A 20,185-nucleotide genomic window follows, 5' to 3' on the forward strand; every position below is an offset into this window, starting at 1 on the left:
AAATTCTATTGACGTAAGCTGCCTTATTTTGGCGCAAGTTCGAGGACGAAGGCGGCGACCCCTCACCCGGCCGGCTCCGCCGGCCACCCTCTCCCACGAGGGGAGAGGGTTCGCGCCGCCTCAATTAATCTTACGCCACCGCGGCCTTGATCGCGTCGAAGGTCTCAGCCATTTCTTCCTGGCTCACATCGGCGATGCGGGCCGGCGCGAAAATATCCTCGCCGCCCATCCAGGCTCTCTCGCAATTCTCGTCCTTCAAGGCAATGATGAGCGCATGATTGAGTTCGTAGATTCCCCAGCCAAGTCCGGCGTCACGCAAGGCCGATTGCAAGGCGTTTTGAATAAGGCTGCGGGCGGTCATATGCGGCTCCGAGATCGGCACGTCGACTTCTTCGCCCGAGAGCGCATCGACGCAGGCATGTTCGGAAAAAGACGCATGACCCCGGCACGCCAAGGGCCGCCGCGAATAGATCACGCAAAGCCCATTCTCGATAAAGGGACAGACCTCGCCCACTTCCATGCGATCGAGTTCGCCGACGCCATTGGTCGCATCATGCGCCTGTTCGATCCGCGCGACGAGGTCGCCGACGAATTCCGCGCCGCGCGCCTTTTCGAGCTTGATAAGATAATGTTTGATGAGCAGCACCTCCGGCGCCGTCGCAGCGACCCGGATCGTGCAGCAACTGGCGCAGCCGCCGCGGCAGGCGACGACCGCGTCGATGCCATCCAGGGCGCTCTTGACATAATGTTCGAAACTCTCGAAAGCCTCGTCGAGCAGCCGCTCGGACATCCCCTCGCGGACGCTCGCGGGCCCGATCAGATCGGTGAAAATTGCATTGAGGCTTTTGAAGAGGGCCAGCGGATTATCAATATCAGCCACCGCCATGACCCACTCCCAAAATGGCCGGCATAAGCGACCGCGCATTTATCGTTATAATATTTAAATACATAGCGAGTCAAGATTACGCAATTTCAATGGCTTGAATAGCTGTCAAAAGCCGAGGAGAAACTTGTCGATCCCGCGCCGCCCACAAATTCCAATCTGCCTGCGCCACAAGCCTATCCGTAGCGACGGGCAAGCTTCGGACGAATTGATCTGGATCAAACCACGGGGACTTTTCTTGGCGGCGATTTCGACATTGATGGCGCGCGGACTTCTCAGTTGCGCGATCATCGCCTTCCCCGCGCTTGCCGCGGAAAAGCCCGCGTTGAGCCCCGATCAGCCCGCGCCCGCGATCACGCCATCGCATGTCTCGGCCTCGATCGAGTTCAGTTTGCGCGCTTTGGCCGGAGCGATCGACCGGGATGTTCCCAAACGCCTCGCGACCATCGATGATCGCATCAGTTGCGTGCATCGCCGCGTGCTGGGCTTCGAGATCAATGCGAAATGCGATGTCCGCGGCTATGTCGAGCGAACCGCGCCGATATCGCTCTATGTTGACGGCACCCGCGTGGTCGGCGCCGTGCCGATCTACGGCACGGTCTCCGGAGAAGGCGCGAACAGGATCACGTCGCATATTCACGGCGGCACGGAAGCACGGATCACGGTCGAGGCTGAAGCCCGCCCGCAGCTCCGGCGCGACTGGTCCGTCGATTTGCATTTCGCCGATAGCTTCCATTGGACCCAACCGCCGGTCCTTCAAGTCCTCGGCCATGAGATCAACCTTTCCCGCTTCGTCGAACCGAAGATCAAAGTTCAATTGGATCGCGTTCGGGCCAAGGCGGCCGCGGCCGCAAAAGCGCTCGATCTACATGCCAAAGCCGAGACGGCGTGGCGTCGTGCATTTGAGCCCGTCAAACTTGCGGACGATCCGGAAGTCTGGCTGCAATTGACGCCGCAGAGCGCCGCTTTCGCCGGCGTAAGCGCGAATAAAGAGGTGATGACCGGCTCGCTTACAATCGAAGGCACCGCAGAAACCGTGGTCGGACATGCGCCGGCTCCGGTCGCGCCGACCCCATTGCCGCCTCTTGGCAGCGATGTCGCCACACCGGGTAAATTCGAGCTGATCGTTCCGGTCCGCGTCGATTACGAGACCTTGCGTCAAAAGGCCAAAGGCCTGATCGCGAGCTTCGGAACCTCGGGCGAGAACACGCTCCGCGACGTCGAGATCTATCCCTCCGCCGGAAAGATCGTCCTCGGACTGCGCATCGCGAAAGCGTCCAACGCCGATCCCGATGCCGGCGATTGGATCTATCTTTTGGCGACGCCGCAAATCGACAATGAGGCCAAGATTCTCCGGCTGCCGAATCTGACCATCAATGCGCCGGATGGCGCCGAGACCGAGATCGTCAAATGGCTCATCGAGACGAAGCTTCTCAAAACACTGCGCGAACAGCTCGCCATCAGCTACAAGGACACTTACGAAAAGCTGATCGCGGCGGCGGATGCGAAGCTCACCCGCCCGCTCGGCAACGGGTTTCGCATGGAAGGCCGGCTTGCCTCCGCCCGCGTCGACAAAATCCTGCTGCTCGCGGATGGATTGAGCGTCGAGCTTCGCGCCGATGGCGACTTAAAAATATTATACGGACTTTAGTGTGGGAAGCTCATTGAGCCCAATCCCAAACCCTTATCCTGAGGAGCTTGCCATAGGGCGTTGCGAAGCGACGCCCGTCGCAAGCAACGGGCTATGGCAAGCGTCTCGAAGGACGAGGGTTTGGATTCGATAAAGTAACTTCGATCCCTCGCCCTTCGAGACGGCTGCTCCGCAGCCTCCTCAGGGTGAGGGATCAGGTAAGCTGCGAAAAACTGTCTGCGGTTTTTTTACGCTAAGCGCTTCGCGGGCGCACCGCCACCGGATGCTTGCGCTCAATAAATCAAGCCGCAGCATCCTTGGCCGCGAGGCCGCCGATCGCCGACCAATCGAGCTTGTCGCCGCCATGCGCCAGCAGAGTGATGAAGCGGTCGCGCAGCAGGCTGGCGAGCGGCAAGGTCACGCGAAGCTCCTCGGCCGCGGCCAAAGCGAGCCTGATGTCCTTTGCGCCGAGCGGCGCTGCGAAACCCGCCGGCTCGAATTTTTCGCTGGCGATCAAATCGCCATAGGTCTTGTAGACCGGCGCGCTGAACAAGGTCGACGTCAGAATGTCGAGATATTGATGCTTGTCGACGCCGCCTTTGCTGACAAGCGCCATGGCCTCGCCAAGCGACTCGATGACCGCCGCGATCAGGAAATTGCCGCTGAGTTTCACGAGATTGGCGGCTTTCGGCGTTTCAGAAATGACGAAGGTCTTTTGCCCGATCGCATCGAGGAGCGGCATGGCCGTCTTGACCGCGTCGGGTGCGCCCCCAGCGACCACGAAGAGTTGCCCCGCCGCGGCGGCGGCGGGACGGCCGAAGACCGGCGCCGCGACATAGACCTGACCGGCGGCGGCATGATCGGCCGTGAGCTGTTCGGACAATGCGACGCTGATCGTGCTCGATGAAATATGCATCGCGCCTTTGGCGAGGCTCGCGAGAATGCCGCCGTCTCCATGTGTCACTTGCGTGACCGCCTCGTCATTGGCGAGCATCGTGAAGACCGCGTCGCCTTTGCAGGCCTCGGCAACGCTTTTGGCGAGCTTCGCGCCCTCTTTGACGAGCGGCTCCGCCTTGGCCGCCGTCCGGTTATAGACGGTGACCTCATGGCCGGCCTTGATGAGGTTTGCCGCGATGCCGCTGCCCATTTGTCCCAATCCGATAAAGCCGATCTTCATCATTTCACCTCTTCAAGAAACCAGACGCGCCATGGGTCCATAAAAGCATAAGGTGGCGGCGTGCCGTCTCATGTCAATTTGCGCTTTCGGTCATAGTCCGCCTGGAGATGGGACGCAGCATGCCGCTGCGCCCGTCAAGCCAGTGAGAATAGAGACTGAGCGTGAGCGCGGCGACAGCCAAAGCGACGCTGATCCAGGCGAGCCTGTCATAGGCCACGCCATGCGTCAGCGCGATGCCGCCGATCCAGGCGCCGGTCGCATTGCCGAAATTGAAGGCGCCTTGATTGATGGTCGAGGCGAGATTGGGCGCGAAGGCTGCCTCGTTCACCACCCGCATCTGGAGGGGCGATACGAGCGCGAAGACAAGTGCGCCCCAGATGAAGATCGTGATCGCAGCCGGCCAGACGGAAGCACTCGTCTTGGTGAAGAGAACAAGCACCAGGATCAGCATCGCAAAAATGCCGATCACCGAGGGCATTAGCTTCCAGTCGCCGAGTCGGCCGCCGATGAAGTTGCCGACCGTCAAGCCGACGCCGAACAAGAGCAGCATTCCGGTCACCGCATGCGGCGACATCCGCGTCACGCTTTCGAGGAGCGGCGCAATATAGGTGAACGTGCTGAACAGGCTCGCCGACGCCAGCACGCTGATCGCCATCGCAAGGATCACCTGCCGACTGGCAAGCGAGCGCAGCTCATGCGCCAAATGGACCTGTGGATTGGGAATGTCGCGCGGCAGCCGCGTGTAGAGCGCGACGCCGGCTGCCAGTCCGATAAGGACGACGGCGAAGAATGTGGTTCGCCAGCCGACCGCCTCGCCGAGCGCCGTGCCGAAAGGCACACCGAGCACATTGGCAAGCGTCAGACCCGCGAACATCATGGCGATGGCCTGCGCCCTTTTGCGGACCGGTACGAGCGCCGCGGCCACCACCGAACCGATGCCGAAAAAAGCACCGTGGCACAGCGCCGTCACGATGCGCGCCGCCATAAGCAACCCATAGGTCGGCGCCAATGCGCAGAGGAGATTGCCGATAATGAAAACGCCCATCAGTAGGAGAAGCGTTTTGCGCCTATCCAAACGCGCTGTTGCAATGGCGAGGAAAGGCGAGCCGAAGGCGACGCTCAAAGCATAACCTGTCACCAAGAGACCGGCTTGCGGGATCGTGACCGCGAGATCGCTCGCGACATCAGGCAAGAGCCCCATGATCACGAATTCGGTCGTGCCTATACCGAAGGAGGCCAAAGCCAGCGCCAAAAGCGGCGCGCGGCTGTTTGTTTCTTGAGTGATGCTCGTCATAGCAGGAGAAGCGTCCGCGTGGGCAGCCGGACGCAATGCGAGGCAGCGACCTTGGCAAGCGACCGATGGTCAAGGGTTGATGATGAGCCTTGAGACTCATGCCGGAAGATAGGGCCCGTCATAGCGATTGCGCGGCGGAAGTCTCTTCATATCCTTGTTACGCGGCAAGCTTGACCAAATCGGCCAGCACCGTCTCATAAGACACCGTGCCGGTGATATGCTCATTCTTGCCGGGATCGAAATCGATCCAACCGGAATTGAATCCATCGAGCATGTCGACGCGCGGCTGCGGCCAAGCGATACCTTGCGCTTGAAACCGCGCCGCCCATTCGCCGCGCGGAACGAGATGCGCCGCGACGTTTCGTCCTAACGCATGGCCAAGGAGCGCGGCGATCTCGTTTTGCGAATAGCGTTTGGGTCCTTCGATCTCGATCACGCGGCGGCCGGTCCAGCTTTGCGTCAGCGTTTGCGCCGCGACCCGGCCGATATCGGCGGTCGCGACCATCGGAAAAACCTTGTCGAGCGGCTGCAGAAAACTCGCCATCTCGCCGGTTTGCCGCGCGGGCGTCACATCCCACAGCGAATTCTCCATGAACCAGCCCGGGCGCAGGATGGCCGTGGGAATCGAGAGCCTGCCCAAGGCTTCTTCCAGAATATGCACCTGGCTGATGAGGCCGAGCCCCGACTCGCGTTCGCCGCCGATCGAGGACAGCGCGACGGCCTTCGGCGCCCCTGCGGCGGCCAGCGCCGCGGCCTGGTTCGCAGAAGCCACGCGCGCACTGCTGAACGCGGGATCGGGCGCGAAATTCGGCGGCACCATGACGAAAACGCCTTCAGTCTGCACAAAGGCTTTGGTCAGCGCGCCTACATCTTCAACGCTGGCGATGGCGATCTCGGCGCCCAACGCTTGCCAAGGGGCTGCCTTGGATTGATCGCGCAAAACAGCGCGCACCTTATGCCCGGCCGCCAACAAATGCCGTGCCGCCGCGCCGCCGACATTGCCCGTCACGCCCATGATTGCAAACATCATACTGTCCTCGAAACCGTTAACCGGAAAAGGATGGCGAACAATTCAAGCGTTACAACCCTCGGCGCGGCCAGGTAGAGACGAAACTTCGACCAAAGCGGCCACAAAATCTGAAATTTCACAAAACTGTTAAAAACCGGGCATAGAGGCTTGGTACCGCGATACTAGAGGTCGGCGCACCAAGAGCCAGGGGGAACACCATGTCCAAGAAGGCCACTGAGGGATCGCACGAAGGCGATCACAAGACGGAAGCGGAAGACGCACATCTGCCTTTGACGAACGGCGCGGCCCACGAAGCGGAAGCTGAAGCCGATCAGGAGAATAGTGACATTGTCGGAAAGGTCGTTCTGGTCGGCGCCATCGGCGTCGGCGCGGCACTCATCGAATCGGCCTTGATCCCCGGCATGATCATCGGTGCCGCGGCGGTTCTTGCGCCCAAATTCGTACCCGAAATCGGCAACCGTCTGCGCCCGCTGTTCAAATCCACCATTCGCGGCGCCTATAAGCTCACGGAAAAAACCCGCGAGGCTTTCGCCGAGGCGCATGAACAAGTGCAAGACATCATGGCCGAAGCCCGTCACGAGGACGCGGAGGCCGCCGGCGCGACCAAACCCGCAGCCGGTGCTACCGCGCCGCAAGCCTAAGCAAGGTTTAGATTGCCGGACCCGTGAAGAAAAAGCACCGAGCGACGATCGCGCATCACGTCCCTGGGCGCATGCGCCTCAAAATTCCGTCCGGCAAGGGCAACGAGGTTCTGTTTGAGGAAATTCGACAGAGCCTCGCCGTCGTCCCAGGCATTCACGAGATCATCGTCAATCCGGCGACGAGCAGCGTGACGGTTCATTATGCCGTCGATGCGCATCCGGAATTACACGTGAGCCTCGGCCAGCACCAGGATCATTTCGAGGTTCACACCCCGCCTTCGACAAAGCTCGACGACATGACGCATATGGTCGAGGCGGAAGCGGAATTTCTCGCCGAACATTCGCATTCGGCAAAAGCCGTCGTCAATTTCTGCAGGCATCTCGACCGCGAGGTGAAAAAGGCGACCGGCAATTCCGTCGATTTGAAAGTGCTCGTGCCTTTGGGGCTCGCCGTCGTCACTTTCGTCGAAATCGGCGCCGCCGCCGCGACGCCGGTCTGGGTGACGATCGGCCTCTTCTCCATCAATCATTTCGTCGAGCTGCAAGCGCATCAGGCGCGGCAACGGCGCGAAGACGAGACCCGATCCTCAAGTCCGCGCACCGAGGCCTGATGAAGCTCACAATCCGGCACTTCGTACCGGGTCGCGTCCGGCTGTACCTGCCGCTGCTCTATCATGAGTCGCATCTTGTGGACTGCGCCATCGAATGGCTCGAGAAACAGCCGGGTGTCGAAAGCGTGCGGGTCAATTCCGGCTGCGCCAGCCTCATCATCGCCTATGACCGGCGCAAGCCCGAAATCTGGGCGCAGATCTCTTTCTTCCTGCAGAATGCGACCATCGATCAGTTGCGCCTGCTCGCAACTCAGGTTGCCGCGCATCCGAAGCCGCACACGAAACTGTCACCGGCCGAGATCGCCAAATCCGCGGCGCAATCGGGCACCGCGCTCAAGGCAACCGCACGGCGCTGGCCGCTTGCCTGGCCGACGGTCTCCATTGCCTTGGCTTTTTCGGTCCACCCTTTCGCACTCGCCGCCAACGTACCTTTGCTGCTCTGGAACGGCTACCCGATCGCCAAACGCGCCTTTCGTGTGATGCGACGGGAACGCCGACTCAATGTCGATTTTCTGGATACATTGGCAATCTTGGCCTCGATCGCACAGGGCAACATGCTGGCCGGCGCCATCGTCGCATGGCTCATCCATCTGGGCGATTGGATCCGCGATCTGACCGCGGCCGGATCGCGCCGCGCCGTCAGCGAATTGCTCGAATATCAAACCAAGACCGCTTGGGTTTTGCGCGACGGCGAGATCATCTGCGTACCGACGGCCGAGCTTGTCGTCGATGACAAGGTCGTCGTTCACGCGGGCGAGATGATCTCGGTCGATGGCGAAGTGATCGACGGCAGCGCGACCATCGATCAAAAGACGATCACCGGCGAAGGCCTGCCTGTCCATCGCGCCGCTGGCGAGATCGTCTTCGCCGCGACTGTCCTGCGCGAAGGCCAAATCACCATTCGCGCCATGCGCGTCGGCACAGAAACGGCCGCCGCGCAGATCGTCAAACTGGTGGAAGCTGCGCCGATCGGCGAGACGCGCATGCAAAATCATGCCGAGCGGCTGGCCGACCGCCTCGTCCTGCCGACGCTGGGCCTCGCGACCGGCACGGCGGCGCTGACTTTCGATTTCAACCGCTTTCTGTCGCTGGTCATCGTCGATTATGGCACCGGCATACGCGTCGCCGCGCCGACCTCCGTTCTCTCGTCGATGACTCATGCGGCCCGCGCCGGCATCATCATCAAGAGCGGCGCCCATATGGAACGTCTGGCCGAGGTCGATACCGTCGTCTTCGACAAGACAGGCACCCTCAGCCATGGCGTGCCGGGCGTCGTCGATGTCATCGCCTATCAAGAGAAACATTATTCGCGGCGCGAACTGATCGGCCTGCTCGCCGGAGCCGAGACGCGCGTCCAGCATCCCGTCGCCGAAGCCATGCGCGCCAAGGCAGAGGAATGGGAGGTCAATATCCCCTCCTGCGACAAGCAGCAATTCCGCGTCGGCCTCGGCGTCGAGGCACAAGTGAACGGCTGCTATGTGCATGTCGGCAGCGAACGCTTTTTGCGCGAAAGCGGGATCAAAATCGCGTGCGCCGAAAAAGATCGCGCAACCTTCGATGAAATGGGATGTTCGTCGCTCTATATAGCTGTGGACGGCATTCTCTCGGGACTGGTTCCCTTCGCCGACAAGATCAGACCCGAAAGCAAGGCCGTCATCTCGACTTTGCACCGTATGGGCATAAAAAATACGATCATGCTGACCGGCGACAACGCGGTGGTCGCCAAGGCGGTCGGCGAAAGGCTCGGTTTGACGCGGCAATTCGCTGGCACCTTGCCCGCGGATAAGGCCGAAATCATCCGGGACTTGCAAAGCCAGGGCCGATGTGTCGCCATGGTCGGCGATGGAATCAACGACTCGCCCGCATTGAGCTATGCGGATGTCGGCATCGCCATGCGGTATGGCGCCGAAGTGACGCATGAATCGGCCAACGTGCTGTTGATGGAAGATTCCCTATGGAAACTCGTCAAGGCGATCGAAATCTCGCGCGGCGCCGTGGGCCTGATCAAGCAGAATTACGCGATCGTCGCGGTGCTGAACACATTGGCGCTGGGCCTCGCCCTGCCGGGCGGCCTCATCACGCCGGAGATGACCGCCCTGATCAGCAATGGCTCGGCAATCTTGGCCAGTCTGAACGGACTGCGTCCCGTTCTGCGCTATCAATAGACTTGGCTCCGGCGACCTTGAGCGAGGCCGACCAGCGGGCGCTCGCCGAGGCGATCGTCGCGCTCGAAAAACAGAGTTTCGCGGCAAAGATCGCAGATTATGCCGGCCAGCCGATCAGCCGCATCTTCAAAGTGATGCCGAAGGCGGCGAACGAAAAAATCCAAGACGCCGTCAACCTCGCCATGCTGCAATGCCTGAAGGTCGCGGTGAAATTGCTCGACGGCGAACCCGCCCGCGAACCACGTATCCTCATGCCGAAACTCATGTCGGGCCTTGCCGGTGGATTGAGCGGCTTCGTCGGTTTCGCCGCTTTGCCGGTCGAACTGCCGATCACGACGACGAATATTCTGCGCTCCATCGCCGAGATCGCGCGGGCCGAAGGCGAAGATATGTCGACGCGCGAGGCGCAATTGGCCTGCCTCGAAGTTTTTGCGCTCGGCCAGCATTCGACGCAGTTCGGCAGCGAGACCGGCTATTATGCGACGCGCGCGCTTCTTGCCAAGGCCACAGGCGACATGGTCGCCTCGCTACTGCAGCGCGGCGTCGCCGAGGAATCCGCCTCGCTTTTCATGCGCTTCCTCACGGAGATCGCGGCACGCTTCAGCCTCGTCGTCTCGGAACGGGCGGCGGCAAGCGCTGTGCCTGTGATAGGTGCCCTGGGCGGTGCTTCGATCAATTGGGTCTTCACCGATTATTTCCAGCAGCTCGCGCGCGGCCATTTCGCCATCCGCCGCCTCGAACGCCGCTATGGAACGGGGCCGGTCCAGGCCTGGTACAGGGAAGTCGTCCAGCGCTTGGCACAAAAGCGCAAAGGCTGATGCGTAGAGGCCGCCTGAACCCGCCTCATCCGACTTCGTTTGAACATCATAACGATATTCAGCGGGCTGCCTCGGCCCGCGTGAAGGCTCGCGTAAATTTATCCGATGCGAGGAAGGCCAGTGATGTCCGCAGCGCTTCGGCATTCCTCACACCGAACGCCTTCTCGAAACAATGCTGGGCATTTTCCCACAAAGGCATGGACTGCACGAGCTTGGCGCGTCCGGCATCGGTGAGAACGGCGAGCCGCGCGCGTCCGTCATCCGGGTCGATGATCGTTTCGACGAGGCCGTCGCGTTCGAGCGGCTTCAGATTATGCGCCAGCGCCGAGCGGTCAAGGACAAGGGCATCCGCCAGTTCGCCCATGCTTGGCGTGCCGCTGCGTGCGATCTGGAGCAGGATCGAGCGCTGCGTAGAGCGCAAGCCGCAAGGCGTCAGAAAAGCATCGTAGAGTTGCGAGACGCGGCGGGTTGCCTTGCGCAGCGACAAGCCGTTGCAGCGGCCAGGCTCCGGAATTTTCAACGCGGGCTTCCGGGTTCGTGGGGCCACAGCGGCTTTACCCTGTTTTGCTTTTTGAACGGGCTTCACGCGGTTTCTCCACTCAAGCTGATGTGACGGCTGGATAAGGCGTATGCCAAAGCATTCGTTCCGCGGCGATCTTGAGAAATAAGAGCAGGCGCCTAGAATAATATGAGCATATGCCGATAGTTATCAAGCGTTGAAATACTTAATCTGTGGGAGAGAACCATGCGTCTTTTGGTGGTCGGCGCCGGTTCGACCGGCGGCTATTTCGGCGGACGGCTCGCTCAGGCCGGTCGCGACGTGACCTTTCTTGTCCGCCCTGCCCGCGCCGCGCTCTTGAGAGAAAAGGGTTTGCAGGTCGTAAGCCCGCATGGCGATTTCACCTTGAAGCCGCAGCTCGTCACTGCCGGCGAGATCAAAGCTCCGTATGACGTCATCCTGCTGACGGTGAAAGCCTATTCGCTCGATGACGCGCTCGATAATCTCGCGCCCGCCGTCGCCCCGCAGACCATGATCCTGCCGGTTTTGAACGGCATGAAACATATGGATACGCTCGCCGCGCGCTTCGGCAAACAGGCTACCGTCGGTTGCGTCTGCAAGGTCGCAGCGACGCTCGACATCGAAGGCCGCATCCTGCAAATCGCGCCTTTCCAGGATCTCGCCTATGGCGAGATGGACGGAGCTCTCTCGCCACGCATGAAAGAGCTCGATCAATTCATGCAAGACGCCGGTTTCGATGCGCGCCTGTCGTCCGATATCGCTCGCGAAATGTGGGAAAAGTGGATCTACCTTGCCGCGCTCGGCGGCGTCACCTGCCTGATGCGCGGCACGATCGGCGAGATCGAGGCGGCATCGGGCGGCACGGATTTCGTGCATCGCTTTTTGGATGAGGTCGTCGCGACCGTGAGAGCCGTCGGATCGCAGCCGAGCGAAAGCTTTCTTACGGAGGTCAGAGCGATCCTGACGACGAAAGGCTCGCCGCAGACCTCGTCCATGTACCGCGATCTGCAAAAGGGCGCGCCGATCGAAGCCGATCAGATCGTCGGCGATCTTCTCGCCCGCGCCCGCAAGGCGGGCGTCGCCACGCCATTGCTCGCCACAGCTTACACGAATCTTTGCGTCTATCAGAACCGGCTGGTGAAATAGTAAAACGGCAGCGCGAACCCTCTCCCCTTGCGGGAGAGGGTGGCAGGCGGAGCCTGCCGGGTGAGGGGGTAATTGAAGAGGTCTACCCCCTCATCCGACCCTCGCTGACGCGAGGGCCACCTTCTCCCGCAAGGGGAGAAGGTGCGCGCCCAACCGTTTGAGCTCGAACCTTACGCCGCGTCGACGAGAACGATTTCGCTGTCCTCGAGCGCGACCACTTTCAGCGTCTCAACATCTTTGATCGCGGCACCGTCGCGTTCATTCACCCGTACGCCGTCGATCTCGACTGCACCTTTCGCAGGCACGAGATAACCGCGGCGCGTTTTGCCGAGCGCATATTCGGCGCTCTCGCCGGCTTTGAGCGTCGCGGCAACGACGCGCGCATCGGTGCGGATCGGCAGCGCGTCATCGTCATTTGCAAAGCCAGAGGCGAGCGTCACGAAGCGCCCTGCCCGCTCGCCTTTAGGAAAAGGCCGCGCCCCCCAGCTCGGCTTCTCCCCGGTCCTCGTCGGTTCGATCCAGATCTGGAAGAGCGTGGTCGGCTCGTCTTCGAGGTTATATTCCGAATGCGCGATGCCGGTACCAGCCGACATCACCTGCACGTCGCCTGCCTCCGTGCGGCCGTGGTTGCCGAGATTGTCCTGATGCGTGATCGCGCCTTTGCGGACATAGGTGATGATCTCCATGTCGCGGTGCGGATGCGGCGGGAAACCACCCTTCGGCTGGATCGTATCGTCGTTCCAAACCCGCAGGTTCCCCCAATGGGTCCGAGCCGGATCGAAATAATTGGCGAATGAGAAATGATGCTTGGCATCGAGCCAGCCGTGGTTTTGCCCGCCAAGGCTGCCATAAGGACGAAGTTCGATCATTGTCTGTCTCCTGGTCTGCCCGAATAGGGCCAGCCGCGGCCCGTCCTCCGTGTGAGGCCCGGACCGTCTTTCGAGCATTGATGTAGTCGCGCCAATCTTTTCCGAAAAGCGGGATAATATCGCTCAATTCATTCGAAAAAACAGAAAAGCTGACGTTCGTCGAAGCCAACAATGCGGTCGCTTGTGCGCCGGCACACGGTCCGTGACTTTTCGCACAGAGCAGAGGCTTAAGCAGTCCCAAATTGGTTCAAGGACCACACAAAGATGTCGTCTTAGCCCGGACCGACGCCAGGAGTGCTTTCATGATCACGAAACGCCTTGTTCTTACGACTTTCAGTTTGGCAGCTTTCAGTTTGATTGGCCTTGCAAGCGCGCAGGCACAAGCCACCGCCGAGCAGCGCGCTGCCTGCACGCCCGACGCGATGCGGTTGTGCTCATCGGAAATTCCGGATATCGGCCGCGTCACCGCCTGCATGAAGGCCAATCGGTCCCGGCTGAGCGCGCGGTGCCAGGCGACATTTGCCAGCGCCGGTCCGAGTGAAGCCGCTTCGCCCCGGCATGAGCGCGTCATCGTCACCACCCATGTTGCCGCGGACGGCCGCGTCATCCATCACCGCAGATATGCGGCATCGGGTTATGGCTATCGCCATCACGGCCATGGCTATGGCGGCTACGGACAATCGGCGCAAGCCATGGCCATCGCGCGGCAGGTCATGGGCGGCTTGGCCATGGCCTGCGGAAACGGCAGCCTGCCCCCCGATATTTGCAGCATGTCAGGCGGCATGGGCGGAATGGCGGGCCTCGCCAGCATGATGCCCTATTGAGTGCGGACCTGCCGCGCCAGCTAGGCTAAGCGCGGCGGCTACGTCCTGACTGAAACAATCATCGGCTCTTCGACGGATCGTCGGGAGCACCAGGATCAAGCGGCGGTTCTTCGATCGGCGGCTTGGTGCCTGGTTCCTCATCCGGCGGCGGCGGGACCTCGACGCCGGGAATCGGCGGAATATCCGGTGCCTGCGGCGGCGGAATCATCGGATCGGGCGGCACGGGTATATCGGGCGCTCCCGGCTCTGGTTGGCCGTTGATCACGTGCGTCATGTCCTTATCGTTTATCGGACCCGGATATGACCGGCGGTGGCGATTGGTTCCAAACACACGATCGCCGCTCGCATCCCGCTCTAAAATTTATATTTGAAACCGACCTCGGCGCCCGTGCCAACGGTCCCGCCATTGACGTTTTTATTCACCTCGTCGAACAGACCGCCCGGACCCGCATTGGGATTGTTTGCGGCGTTCCATTTCATGTCGAGGCTGACAGGGTCGTCGGCTTTGGTCTTGGCGCTTGGCTTTCCGACTTTCGTCTCATGTTGTGTCTGTGGCTGCGCGGAATCTGATGTCTCGGCCGCTGCCGGGATTTTGGACTTGCCGTCACTCTTCGGCGCATTTGCCTTCTGACGTTTTGATTCAGGCTTCGGCGGTGGGGCCGCCTGAGGCGACGGATTTGCGAGCGGCGGGGATGCGCGCATGTCCGGCGGCAGAATGAGATCGTCCCCGGCTCTTGCGGGCGCGGCCCCAAGCCCAAGACCCGATCCGACGAACAAGGCGCATAAGAAAGCCGTTTCAAAACGCATCGCCACATATCGCTGCAGTGTCAAAAGCGACCAAGCTTAACGTTGACATTGTGATCTTTCTACGGCTGGCGACACGCTCACTCGACGCTTTTCATCATCTCACGCCGCTGTGCCCCACGGCCGCCATCCGACAACTTCCGCCTGCACTTTTTCGCCTGTCTTCTTGTTGAGCCAGGCACCCTCGACACGCCGGCAGGGAAAGGGAAGCAAGTAGGTGCCGTTATGATCCTCGCACAATAATTCGACATCAGACCCCGGCTGAGGCTCCTGATCCAATTTGAATTCCGCAAGCCGTCCGCTGCGTGTCGCCATCGATATTCCTTCTGAACGCAAGAGTTAAACGAAACCGGCCTTGCCGGCAGAGGCATCCTCCGCTTCTTCCGGCTCATCCTTGCCTTCGGCGATAACCGCATCAAGAGCCCCTATGGCACGATCCACCAATGCGAGTTTCGACAGGCCCGTTTCATTATATGGGCCCGTCCCCACGGCCCAGTAAGCCTCCTGGCGGCGGCGCTCGACGAGCTGGGCCCGCAATGACTTCAAATCTTCAATGGTCTTCCCGGCCATTCCGCATTCCCCCTTTCGGCCTATCACAGCCCGCACGGCCCCGCTTGCGATGCCGCGGAGCACCTCGGCGTCAAGTTGAGGCGCGAGCGTGCTCAGGCTTTCGCTTAACGCATGAACTTTATCCCGAAAGTCTGCAACTTTTAGAGATCATGCTCTAAAACCAACGGCGCGTGCGGGCCTTATAGCCAAGATAGTCCGGGCCGAACTTGGCCTCGAGATAGCGCTCTTCGCGTTCTATGGCGAGCTTGGTCACCGCGATGACGGCCAAAGGCAAGACCACAAGAAACCACCAAGAATTGATCAGGAAACCCACGCCCGCGACGCTCAAACTCAGACCGAGATACATGGGATTGCGCGTGTAGCGATAGATTCCTTCGCTGACGACCATGCTGGTGGGGCGCGTCGGCAAGGTCGCCGTCCCCGCCAGCATGAAGCGCCACTCCGCCGCGAGCGCAATACCTACGCCCGCGAGAATGACGAGGATGCCGGCGAAGCGGAGGAAGCCGCGGGCGGCCTCCGGCACAATCGGCATTGGCTCCTTCCATCCCGCCAATGTCGCGAGCGCGAAAGCCGTGGCAAAAATCACCGGCGGCCAAGGAAAAGAACTCGACGCATCGCGTACGGACATCTCGTGCCTCCGCATAAACAAATCAACTGTCGCAAGAGAGCTGCGCGATCATTCGCAGATCACGCCAGCGTGAGCTTGCTCCGCACAAGCCAGCCGGATCAATGAAAAAATGCAGGATGAAAATGTTTGCAATTGCTTCGGCCGGCATCGGCACGCGGGCAATTTCGGAAAAAGCAAAAGCCGTTAAGGTTCGGCCATGTTGATGCGGGACTCGATAAACTCAACTGCCGCGAGCAATCGCGTTTCGCTCAGGCGGAGAGAAAATCGCGATGCCGAAGCTCTATTTGCCATGTTCAACCAGCCGCTATGCCAGCGCGCTATGGTTTTGGAGCCGTTCGGCTCGGCGGATGAGGTTCAAGCCTGGTGCGGCAGCCGTGGGTCCGACACCTTCGACTTGGTTGCAACGATTGACGATACGCCGGTCGGATTTGCCGGATTATATCCTTGCCCCGGCTCGCAGAGCCATTCAGGCTGGGTCAGCCTTTTCGTGCATGACGCATTTCATGGCCGCGGCATCGGCACGACGATGATGCAGGCCATCGTCGCGGCATCCGAACTTTTAGCAGGCATTACCCGCCTCCAATTGATCGTTTTTTGCGACAATGAATCAGCGATCTCGCTCTATCGCAAATTCGGTTTCAAGTTCGAAGGGCGACACGAATATTTCGCACGGCGCGGCGACGCGTTCCTCCCAGCCTTCACGATGGCGAGGCTCACAGCCACGACGCCCGCCAAGTCGCTCGACACGGAACAGATGCCCGAGGCCGTACGCGATCTTCTCGCCCTTGTCGAAGCCTATGATGCCCATCGCTCCGCGGAACAGGCCGGCGAGAACGCGTCGTAAAAGTGAGGCACACCGCAAAAAGGTGCCTCATATGATGAGTCCGACGAGACCCCAAATCTCAGCCTTCCGGCGCCTTTACGACAGTTTGCCTGGCGCTGCGGATCGCGGCGCCCTTAAGCGTCGGTGAATCTGAGCGCTACTGAAAACTGGTCGTTCGGAATCGGAAGGCAAAACTTCACCATGAATCCAATTTCGAAGGTGCTTATGACGTCGGCCCCATGCCACACAGGACCCCGGAGAACGATACGCGTCCCCATCGGCGGAATGATCGTAGCCGAAGCCCTGATCAGCGCATCGAACTGCGACAGGTTGACGATCATGCCGGTCCTTAGCATCCCGGTGTGATCGGTGAAGGCGCAGTTTTTATTGGCCGGTTCAATTCTTGGAACGCCGGTTTTCAAGGTGCTCGTGGCGTCGACGCCAATGCCGCGTTTGACGGCGATATGAGCGAGCTTGGTGCTGACCGCACTCCGGTTCTCTTTATTGACGGCGACCCTGAACCCGGCTTCGTTATGCGACGTGAGAACGCCGCCGCAAGCGCCCACTTCGTCGAGATCGAGAGACACCGCCGATCCGACTGGCATGACAGGACGTGCTGTCGTCATTGCCTCGGAAGACGGCGGGTTAAAAACGAAATCGATCGACTCCGAGCTGACTTTTTTCGTCTTGCACGCGGCTGACTCGCCGCTGGGCAGAGTGAACTTGCTTTCCACCGCGAGGTCCATCGGGCGCCCATAATTATAAAGCAGGAGCAATGTTTCGAGATCGGTGAGCTTGTTGACCTGCTTGGATGAACGGCTGAGATTCTGACCCGTATCCGGGTTGCCCAAACCCGCTTTTTCTTTTGCAAGCAACCACACCTTGTAGCGGTGCATGGCCTGTTTATCCATTAGTGCGCTTTTAACCAACGGATGTGCCCCTTGAATGCATGGAGGTCGGTTTCCGCAGGGTAAAAGGAAGAAATTGATAAAATATTTCACCCTATTACGGGTTAAGTGCCGTTATGGCTGACAGGTCTGTGCTGTCGCGATTTGGCACGGGGACCGCAAATGGCGGCCCGATGCAAGATCGAATGAGACACAAAGGCCCGCGTCCGCTTTTCCACCCGCTCCCTGAACGTAATCATGCCCGCTTTTCGGCCCAAGTGGACGTCTGGTCGCATCACGATTATGCGGGCCGCGGCATGAGCAAAAGCGCGCGGTATCGTCTGCTAACGTGCGAGGTTGAAGTTGATTCCGACACTGCCACGGAAGCTGCCGCCGGGCGGCGGCGGCGGATGGCTCGACGCGACGATTTGGTGGACCGCGGCATCGATCGCACTATTGCCGGATGAATGCGTAATCGAGTGCGACAAGATCGCACCCGACGGGCCGATGTTCAAGACCACGCCGACCCTTCCCTGAGCACCCTCCGCTCGGGCTTCAGCCGGATAAATTTTATGCCGGGCGAGCTCAGCCGAGACGAGGCCCGCATAGGCTGCCTCCGACATGCGCGCCGAAGGATCGGAGCCATCGCGAACGCCCGCATGACGCGCCTCCGCGCCCTCGCTGAAATCAGCCGCCTGCTGTTTGGCATGTGCGCGTGCGTCGGCGAGGCGCTTGGCCCGCATGGCCGCTTGGCGCGCCGCCTTCTGCTGTTTCTTCTTATGGAGCACCTGCAGGATTTTGATCGCCGGTGCGGGCGTTGGCTTCTCGGTCCGTGGCGTATCCGGTTTGGCAACGGCGAGCGGCGGCGCGTCAGACTGCTCGACCTTCGGCAATTCAGCGCTCAAGAGCGGTGCGACTTCCGGCGTGACTTCGGCGGCGGACGGCTTTGAAATATCGGGATCGTTTTTGTCGGCAATTTCGGGGGCGGAGTCGACCGGTGGATCTGGAGAAGCGATCGGCGCAGTCTGCGGTGCAGAGACGGCTGAGACCTCTGTCACCGCTTCGCCTTGAGGGATGACCGTGACCTGGACCTCCTGCATCGGCGTCGCGTCATCCTGCAGCGCGATGAGAAAGATGCCGAAAATTGCCACATGCACGGCCAGCACAGTGACGAGAAGATAGGGTCGCAACCAAACCGGCTTGAGCCATGACATGTCCAAGGGAGCCGCCGGGACAATCGGCTCGTCGACAGCCGCGCCGGTTTCCGCCGCAGAGGTTTCGATCGAAAGGGCGGAAGGCGTCATTGATGTGATGGGTCCGAAGCCGAAGGTGTCGCGGGAGCCGCCGGCATGCGAGTGCCGTCGGAAGCAGCTGGCCTAGCCTTGCCTTCTGCATTGTCATTGGTTCGGACGGCGGGGCTTGTGGAAGCGTCCTGCTTGGTCTGCGCCTCGCTTTTGGCAGACGTATCCGCTTTGGTATGCGGGTCGGCAACGATCGCAATATGCGTCAGCCCATTGCTTGCAAGCAGATCCATGATCGCGACGACATCGCCATAGGCAGCGTCTTTGTCGCCGCGCAGATGAATGATTTGCGTCGTGTCGCTGCCAAGCTTCTCGTGGATCGCGTCGATGAGCTTATCTTGCTCGATGATGTCTGGACCAAGACTCAAGCTTTTGTCCTTACCGACAGTGACGATGACGGGCGCCTTTTGATCGAGCGGCTGGATCTGCTTGGCCTGCGGAAGATTGACCTTCATGCCGGAGGCGAGCATTGGCGCCGTCACCATGAAAATGATGAGAAGCACGAGCATGACGTCGACGAGCGGCGTCACGTTGATTTCGGCGAGCGGACGATAAAGGCCCCTTGCGGACTTCGGCGACATCATGGCCATGCGTGTTCGCCTTCTCTACGCGGCTTCTTTCAGATTGCGGCCGCGCAGAACGCCGACCGCATGATCCTCGACGAGATCGGAGAGTTCCTGCCCAAGCCGTGTGAAGGACGCCACGAGCCGATTATAGGCAAAGGCCGCCGGGATCGCCGCAGCAAGTCCATAGGCCGTGGCGGCAAGCGCTTCGGCGATGCCGGGCGCGACGACGGCGAGGCTTGTGTCCTTGGCTTCGGCAATGCCGGAGAAAGCCGTCATGATTCCCCAAACCGTTCCGAACAAACCGACGAAAGGTGCGACGGAGGCAATCACTGCGAGGTTCGGCAGGCCGCCCTCCGCGCGCACCAGCAAAATCCGTGCGCAGCGCATCATGGCCTCCATAATGCGCTGGCGTCTTTCGCCAGCCGTCTCTTGGTCGATGGGTTGATGCGCGGCTTCGGCGCCCGCGGCGAAGATGCCTCCAAGCTTATTCGCGCGCCCCTTGCCGGCATTGCGCACGGCGCGGCGCAATCGCGTCAAACCATAAAAGCTTTCGAGAATGAGAAACCAGCACCAAACGGATGCCGCGATGAGAAGCGCCATCACGAGCTTGCCGACAGGCCCCGCCGCCCAGAACAAATCGACAGGTGAGATGCTAAGGGCATTCGTCGATTCCATGGCTCCCCCTTATACGGTGCTACGATATGTAAAGACTCTAGCGCCTTCGGATACTCGGAGCATGTTGGCTTTAAGCTCTGCCATTTCATCTGCACTCTTAACGAGCGCAAAAATGTACTCCCGATACGCTATATTTATTTAATATATGATAGATCCGATGTCTCGCCCAATGTTGTCGCATGTTGACGATGGAGGCGCCGTCTCTTGCGCCAACAAACCTCCGCGTTCGGGCAAGCTGCGTTCGTTGATCTTGCCATTCACATCAAAAGCGCGGAAGCAAACGGGCGATTCTGAAATTGAATTCAGCAAGGCCGAAAAGCCGA

The 20,185-nt window shown here is 60.3% G+C and carries 23 protein-coding genes; 8 read left to right on the plus strand and 15 right to left on the minus strand.

Annotated features, from left to right (window positions below):
• Positions 1–130 precede the first annotated feature (130 nt).
• Entirely contained in the window at positions 131–886 is a 756-nt protein-coding gene (locus A3OQ_RS0115540; RefSeq protein ID WP_020176331.1) for a YkgJ family cysteine cluster protein, read from the minus strand.
• A gap of 235 nt (positions 887–1,121) precedes the next feature.
• Between A3OQ_RS0115540 and A3OQ_RS0115545 the strand changes: the two genes are divergently transcribed.
• Complete coding sequence (locus A3OQ_RS0115545) at positions 1,122–2,534, plus strand: DUF4403 family protein (RefSeq protein WP_244427165.1); 1,413 nt, start codon at positions 1,122–1,124, stop codon at positions 2,532–2,534.
• A 280-nt stretch (positions 2,535–2,814) separates the two neighbouring features.
• Here A3OQ_RS0115545 and A3OQ_RS0115550 read toward each other — a convergent pair whose 3' ends face one another.
• The 3 genes from A3OQ_RS0115550 to A3OQ_RS0115560 all read right to left on the minus strand — a co-directional run bounded on the left by A3OQ_RS0115550 (position 2,815) and on the right by A3OQ_RS0115560 (position 6,011).
• Positions 2,815–3,690, minus strand: a complete 876-nt coding sequence (locus tag A3OQ_RS0115550) for an NAD(P)-dependent oxidoreductase (protein ID WP_026595875.1) — start codon at positions 3,688–3,690, stop codon at positions 2,815–2,817.
• Between the two features lie 73 nt (positions 3,691–3,763).
• Positions 3,764–4,984 (minus strand): MFS transporter, encoded by a 1,221-nt coding sequence (locus tag A3OQ_RS0115555; RefSeq protein WP_020176334.1) that lies wholly within the window; start codon positions 4,982–4,984, stop codon positions 3,764–3,766.
• A 157-nt stretch (positions 4,985–5,141) separates the two neighbouring features.
• A complete protein-coding gene (locus tag A3OQ_RS0115560) occupies positions 5,142–6,011 on the minus strand; it encodes an NmrA family NAD(P)-binding protein (protein WP_026595876.1) in 870 nt (289 codons plus the stop codon).
• Positions 6,012–6,211: 200 nt separating this feature from the next.
• Here A3OQ_RS0115560 and A3OQ_RS23700 point away from each other — a divergent pair, with 200 nt between their 5' ends.
• The 4 genes from A3OQ_RS23700 to A3OQ_RS0115580 are packed head-to-tail and all read left to right on the plus strand — an operon-like array spanning position 6,212 to position 10,249.
• Positions 6,212–6,655 carry a DUF5132 domain-containing protein gene (locus A3OQ_RS23700; protein WP_020176336.1) on the plus strand — a complete coding sequence of 148 codons (444 nt, stop codon included), beginning with the start codon at positions 6,212–6,214 and terminating at the stop codon, positions 6,653–6,655.
• A 23-nt stretch (positions 6,656–6,678) separates the two neighbouring features.
• Positions 6,679–7,266 carry an HMA2 domain-containing protein gene (locus A3OQ_RS23705; RefSeq protein WP_020176337.1) on the plus strand — a complete coding sequence of 196 codons (588 nt, stop codon included), beginning with the start codon at positions 6,679–6,681 and terminating at the stop codon, positions 7,264–7,266.
• Positions 7,266–9,431 (plus strand): heavy metal translocating P-type ATPase, encoded by a 2,166-nt coding sequence (locus A3OQ_RS0115575; protein ID WP_020176338.1) that lies wholly within the window; start codon positions 7,266–7,268, stop codon positions 9,429–9,431. Before A3OQ_RS23705 ends, A3OQ_RS0115575 begins: the two co-directional genes overlap by 1 nt.
• Before the next feature lie 17 nt (positions 9,432–9,448).
• On the plus strand, positions 9,449–10,249 hold the full coding sequence (locus tag A3OQ_RS0115580; RefSeq protein ID WP_161607349.1) for an EcsC family protein: 801 nt from the start codon (positions 9,449–9,451) through the stop codon (positions 10,247–10,249).
• Between the two features lie 58 nt (positions 10,250–10,307).
• Here A3OQ_RS0115580 and A3OQ_RS0115585 read toward each other — a convergent pair whose 3' ends face one another.
• Positions 10,308–10,769: a MarR family winged helix-turn-helix transcriptional regulator gene (locus tag A3OQ_RS0115585; protein WP_020176340.1), complete on the minus strand. Its 462-nt coding sequence runs from the start codon at positions 10,767–10,769 to the stop codon at positions 10,308–10,310.
• Positions 10,770–10,994: 225 nt separating this feature from the next.
• Between A3OQ_RS0115585 and panE the strand changes: the two genes are divergently transcribed.
• Entirely contained in the window at positions 10,995–11,915 is a 921-nt protein-coding gene (gene panE / locus A3OQ_RS0115590) for a 2-dehydropantoate 2-reductase (RefSeq protein ID WP_020176341.1), read from the plus strand.
• A 170-nt stretch (positions 11,916–12,085) separates the two neighbouring features.
• Here the strand turns inward: panE and A3OQ_RS0115595 are convergent, their stop codons facing one another.
• Entirely contained in the window at positions 12,086–12,784 is a 699-nt protein-coding gene (locus A3OQ_RS0115595; RefSeq protein ID WP_020176342.1) for a pirin family protein, read from the minus strand.
• A 302-nt stretch (positions 12,785–13,086) separates the two neighbouring features.
• Here A3OQ_RS0115595 and A3OQ_RS25135 point away from each other — a divergent pair, with 302 nt between their 5' ends.
• A complete protein-coding gene (locus A3OQ_RS25135; RefSeq protein ID WP_020176343.1) occupies positions 13,087–13,608 on the plus strand; it encodes a hypothetical protein in 522 nt (173 codons plus the stop codon).
• Positions 13,609–13,666: 58 nt separating this feature from the next.
• Here A3OQ_RS25135 and A3OQ_RS22685 read toward each other — a convergent pair whose 3' ends face one another.
• The 5 genes from A3OQ_RS22685 to A3OQ_RS22690 form a co-directional block, all read right to left on the minus strand.
• A complete protein-coding gene (locus A3OQ_RS22685) occupies positions 13,667–13,882 on the minus strand; it encodes a hypothetical protein (protein WP_020176344.1) in 216 nt (71 codons plus the stop codon).
• Between the two features lie 80 nt (positions 13,883–13,962).
• The gene (locus A3OQ_RS0115610; RefSeq protein ID WP_020176345.1) at positions 13,963–14,415 is read right to left on the minus strand and encodes a hypothetical protein; all 453 of its coding nucleotides are present in this window, start codon (positions 14,413–14,415) and stop codon (positions 13,963–13,965) included.
• A gap of 99 nt (positions 14,416–14,514) precedes the next feature.
• On the minus strand, positions 14,515–14,727 hold the full coding sequence (locus tag A3OQ_RS0115615; protein ID WP_020176346.1) for a hypothetical protein: 213 nt from the start codon (positions 14,725–14,727) through the stop codon (positions 14,515–14,517).
• A 24-nt stretch (positions 14,728–14,751) separates the two neighbouring features.
• Positions 14,752–14,982, minus strand: coding sequence for a hypothetical protein (locus tag A3OQ_RS0115620; RefSeq protein WP_020176347.1), 231 nt, complete (start codon positions 14,980–14,982; stop codon positions 14,752–14,754).
• Positions 14,983–15,136: 154 nt separating this feature from the next.
• Positions 15,137–15,610 (minus strand): methyltransferase family protein, encoded by a 474-nt coding sequence (locus A3OQ_RS22690; RefSeq protein WP_020176348.1) that lies wholly within the window; start codon positions 15,608–15,610, stop codon positions 15,137–15,139.
• A 202-nt stretch (positions 15,611–15,812) separates the two neighbouring features.
• Here A3OQ_RS22690 and A3OQ_RS22695 point away from each other — a divergent pair, with 202 nt between their 5' ends.
• Positions 15,813–16,454 carry a GNAT family N-acetyltransferase gene (locus A3OQ_RS22695; RefSeq protein ID WP_161607350.1) on the plus strand — a complete coding sequence of 214 codons (642 nt, stop codon included), beginning with the start codon at positions 15,813–15,815 and terminating at the stop codon, positions 16,452–16,454.
• Positions 16,455–16,567: 113 nt separating this feature from the next.
• Here the strand turns inward: A3OQ_RS22695 and A3OQ_RS0115640 are convergent, their stop codons facing one another.
• From A3OQ_RS0115640 to A3OQ_RS0115655, 4 genes are all read right to left on the minus strand, one after another.
• Positions 16,568–17,434, minus strand: a complete 867-nt coding sequence (locus A3OQ_RS0115640; RefSeq protein ID WP_152428481.1) for a hypothetical protein — start codon at positions 17,432–17,434, stop codon at positions 16,568–16,570.
• Between the two features lie 230 nt (positions 17,435–17,664).
• Positions 17,665–18,624, minus strand: coding sequence for a TonB family protein (locus A3OQ_RS23710; protein ID WP_020176352.1), 960 nt, complete (start codon positions 18,622–18,624; stop codon positions 17,665–17,667).
• Complete coding sequence (locus A3OQ_RS0115650; RefSeq protein WP_020176353.1) at positions 18,621–19,211, minus strand: ExbD/TolR family protein; 591 nt, start codon at positions 19,209–19,211, stop codon at positions 18,621–18,623. The genes A3OQ_RS23710 and A3OQ_RS0115650 overlap by 4 nt, the downstream gene beginning before the upstream one ends.
• A gap of 15 nt (positions 19,212–19,226) precedes the next feature.
• Positions 19,227–19,862 (minus strand): MotA/TolQ/ExbB proton channel family protein, encoded by a 636-nt coding sequence (locus A3OQ_RS0115655; RefSeq protein WP_020176354.1) that lies wholly within the window; start codon positions 19,860–19,862, stop codon positions 19,227–19,229.
• Positions 19,863–20,185 lie beyond the last annotated feature (323 nt).

The organism is Methyloferula stellata AR4 (assembly GCF_000385335.1).
GTDB classification, from domain to species: domain Bacteria; phylum Pseudomonadota; class Alphaproteobacteria; order Rhizobiales; family Beijerinckiaceae; genus Methyloferula; species Methyloferula stellata.

Bases quoted from the DNA above. Each gene is read 5' to 3' on its own strand.
- A3OQ_RS0115655 (WP_020176354.1), bottom strand. From the start codon at position 19,862: ATGGAATCGACGAATGCCCTTAGCATCTCACCTGTCGATTTGTTCTGG.
- A3OQ_RS25135 (WP_020176343.1), top strand. From the start codon at position 13,087: ATGATCACGAAACGCCTTGTTCTTACGACTTTCAGTTTGGCAGCTTTC.
- A3OQ_RS0115575 (WP_020176338.1), top strand. From the start codon at position 7,266: ATGAAGCTCACAATCCGGCACTTCGTACCGGGTCGCGTCCGGCTGTAC.
- A3OQ_RS0115615 (WP_020176346.1), bottom strand. From the start codon at position 14,727: ATGGCGACACGCAGCGGACGGCTTGCGGAATTCAAATTGGATCAGGAG.
- A3OQ_RS22695 (WP_161607350.1), top strand. From the start codon at position 15,813: ATGCGGGACTCGATAAACTCAACTGCCGCGAGCAATCGCGTTTCGCTC.
- A3OQ_RS0115650 (WP_020176353.1), bottom strand. From the start codon at position 19,211: ATGGCCATGATGTCGCCGAAGTCCGCAAGGGGCCTTTATCGTCCGCTC.
- A3OQ_RS0115560 (WP_026595876.1), bottom strand. From the start codon at position 6,011: ATGTTTGCAATCATGGGCGTGACGGGCAATGTCGGCGGCGCGGCGGCA.
- A3OQ_RS22690 (WP_020176348.1), bottom strand. From the start codon at position 15,610: ATGTCCGTACGCGATGCGTCGAGTTCTTTTCCTTGGCCGCCGGTGATT.
- A3OQ_RS23710 (WP_020176352.1), bottom strand. From the start codon at position 18,624: ATGACGCCTTCCGCCCTTTCGATCGAAACCTCTGCGGCGGAAACCGGC.
- A3OQ_RS22685 (WP_020176344.1), bottom strand. From the start codon at position 13,882: ATGACGCACGTGATCAACGGCCAACCAGAGCCGGGAGCGCCCGATATA.
- A3OQ_RS0115555 (WP_020176334.1), bottom strand. From the start codon at position 4,984: ATGACGAGCATCACTCAAGAAACAAACAGCCGCGCGCCGCTTTTGGCG.
- A3OQ_RS23700 (WP_020176336.1), top strand. From the start codon at position 6,212: ATGTCCAAGAAGGCCACTGAGGGATCGCACGAAGGCGATCACAAGACG.
- A3OQ_RS0115620 (WP_020176347.1), bottom strand. From the start codon at position 14,982: ATGGCCGGGAAGACCATTGAAGATTTGAAGTCATTGCGGGCCCAGCTC.
- A3OQ_RS0115540 (WP_020176331.1), bottom strand. From the start codon at position 886: ATGGCGGTGGCTGATATTGATAATCCGCTGGCCCTCTTCAAAAGCCTC.
- A3OQ_RS0115610 (WP_020176345.1), bottom strand. From the start codon at position 14,415: ATGCGTTTTGAAACGGCTTTCTTATGCGCCTTGTTCGTCGGATCGGGT.
- A3OQ_RS0115550 (WP_026595875.1), bottom strand. From the start codon at position 3,690: ATGAAGATCGGCTTTATCGGATTGGGACAAATGGGCAGCGGCATCGCG.
- panE (WP_020176341.1), top strand. From the start codon at position 10,995: ATGCGTCTTTTGGTGGTCGGCGCCGGTTCGACCGGCGGCTATTTCGGC.
- A3OQ_RS0115595 (WP_020176342.1), bottom strand. From the start codon at position 12,784: ATGATCGAACTTCGTCCTTATGGCAGCCTTGGCGGGCAAAACCACGGC.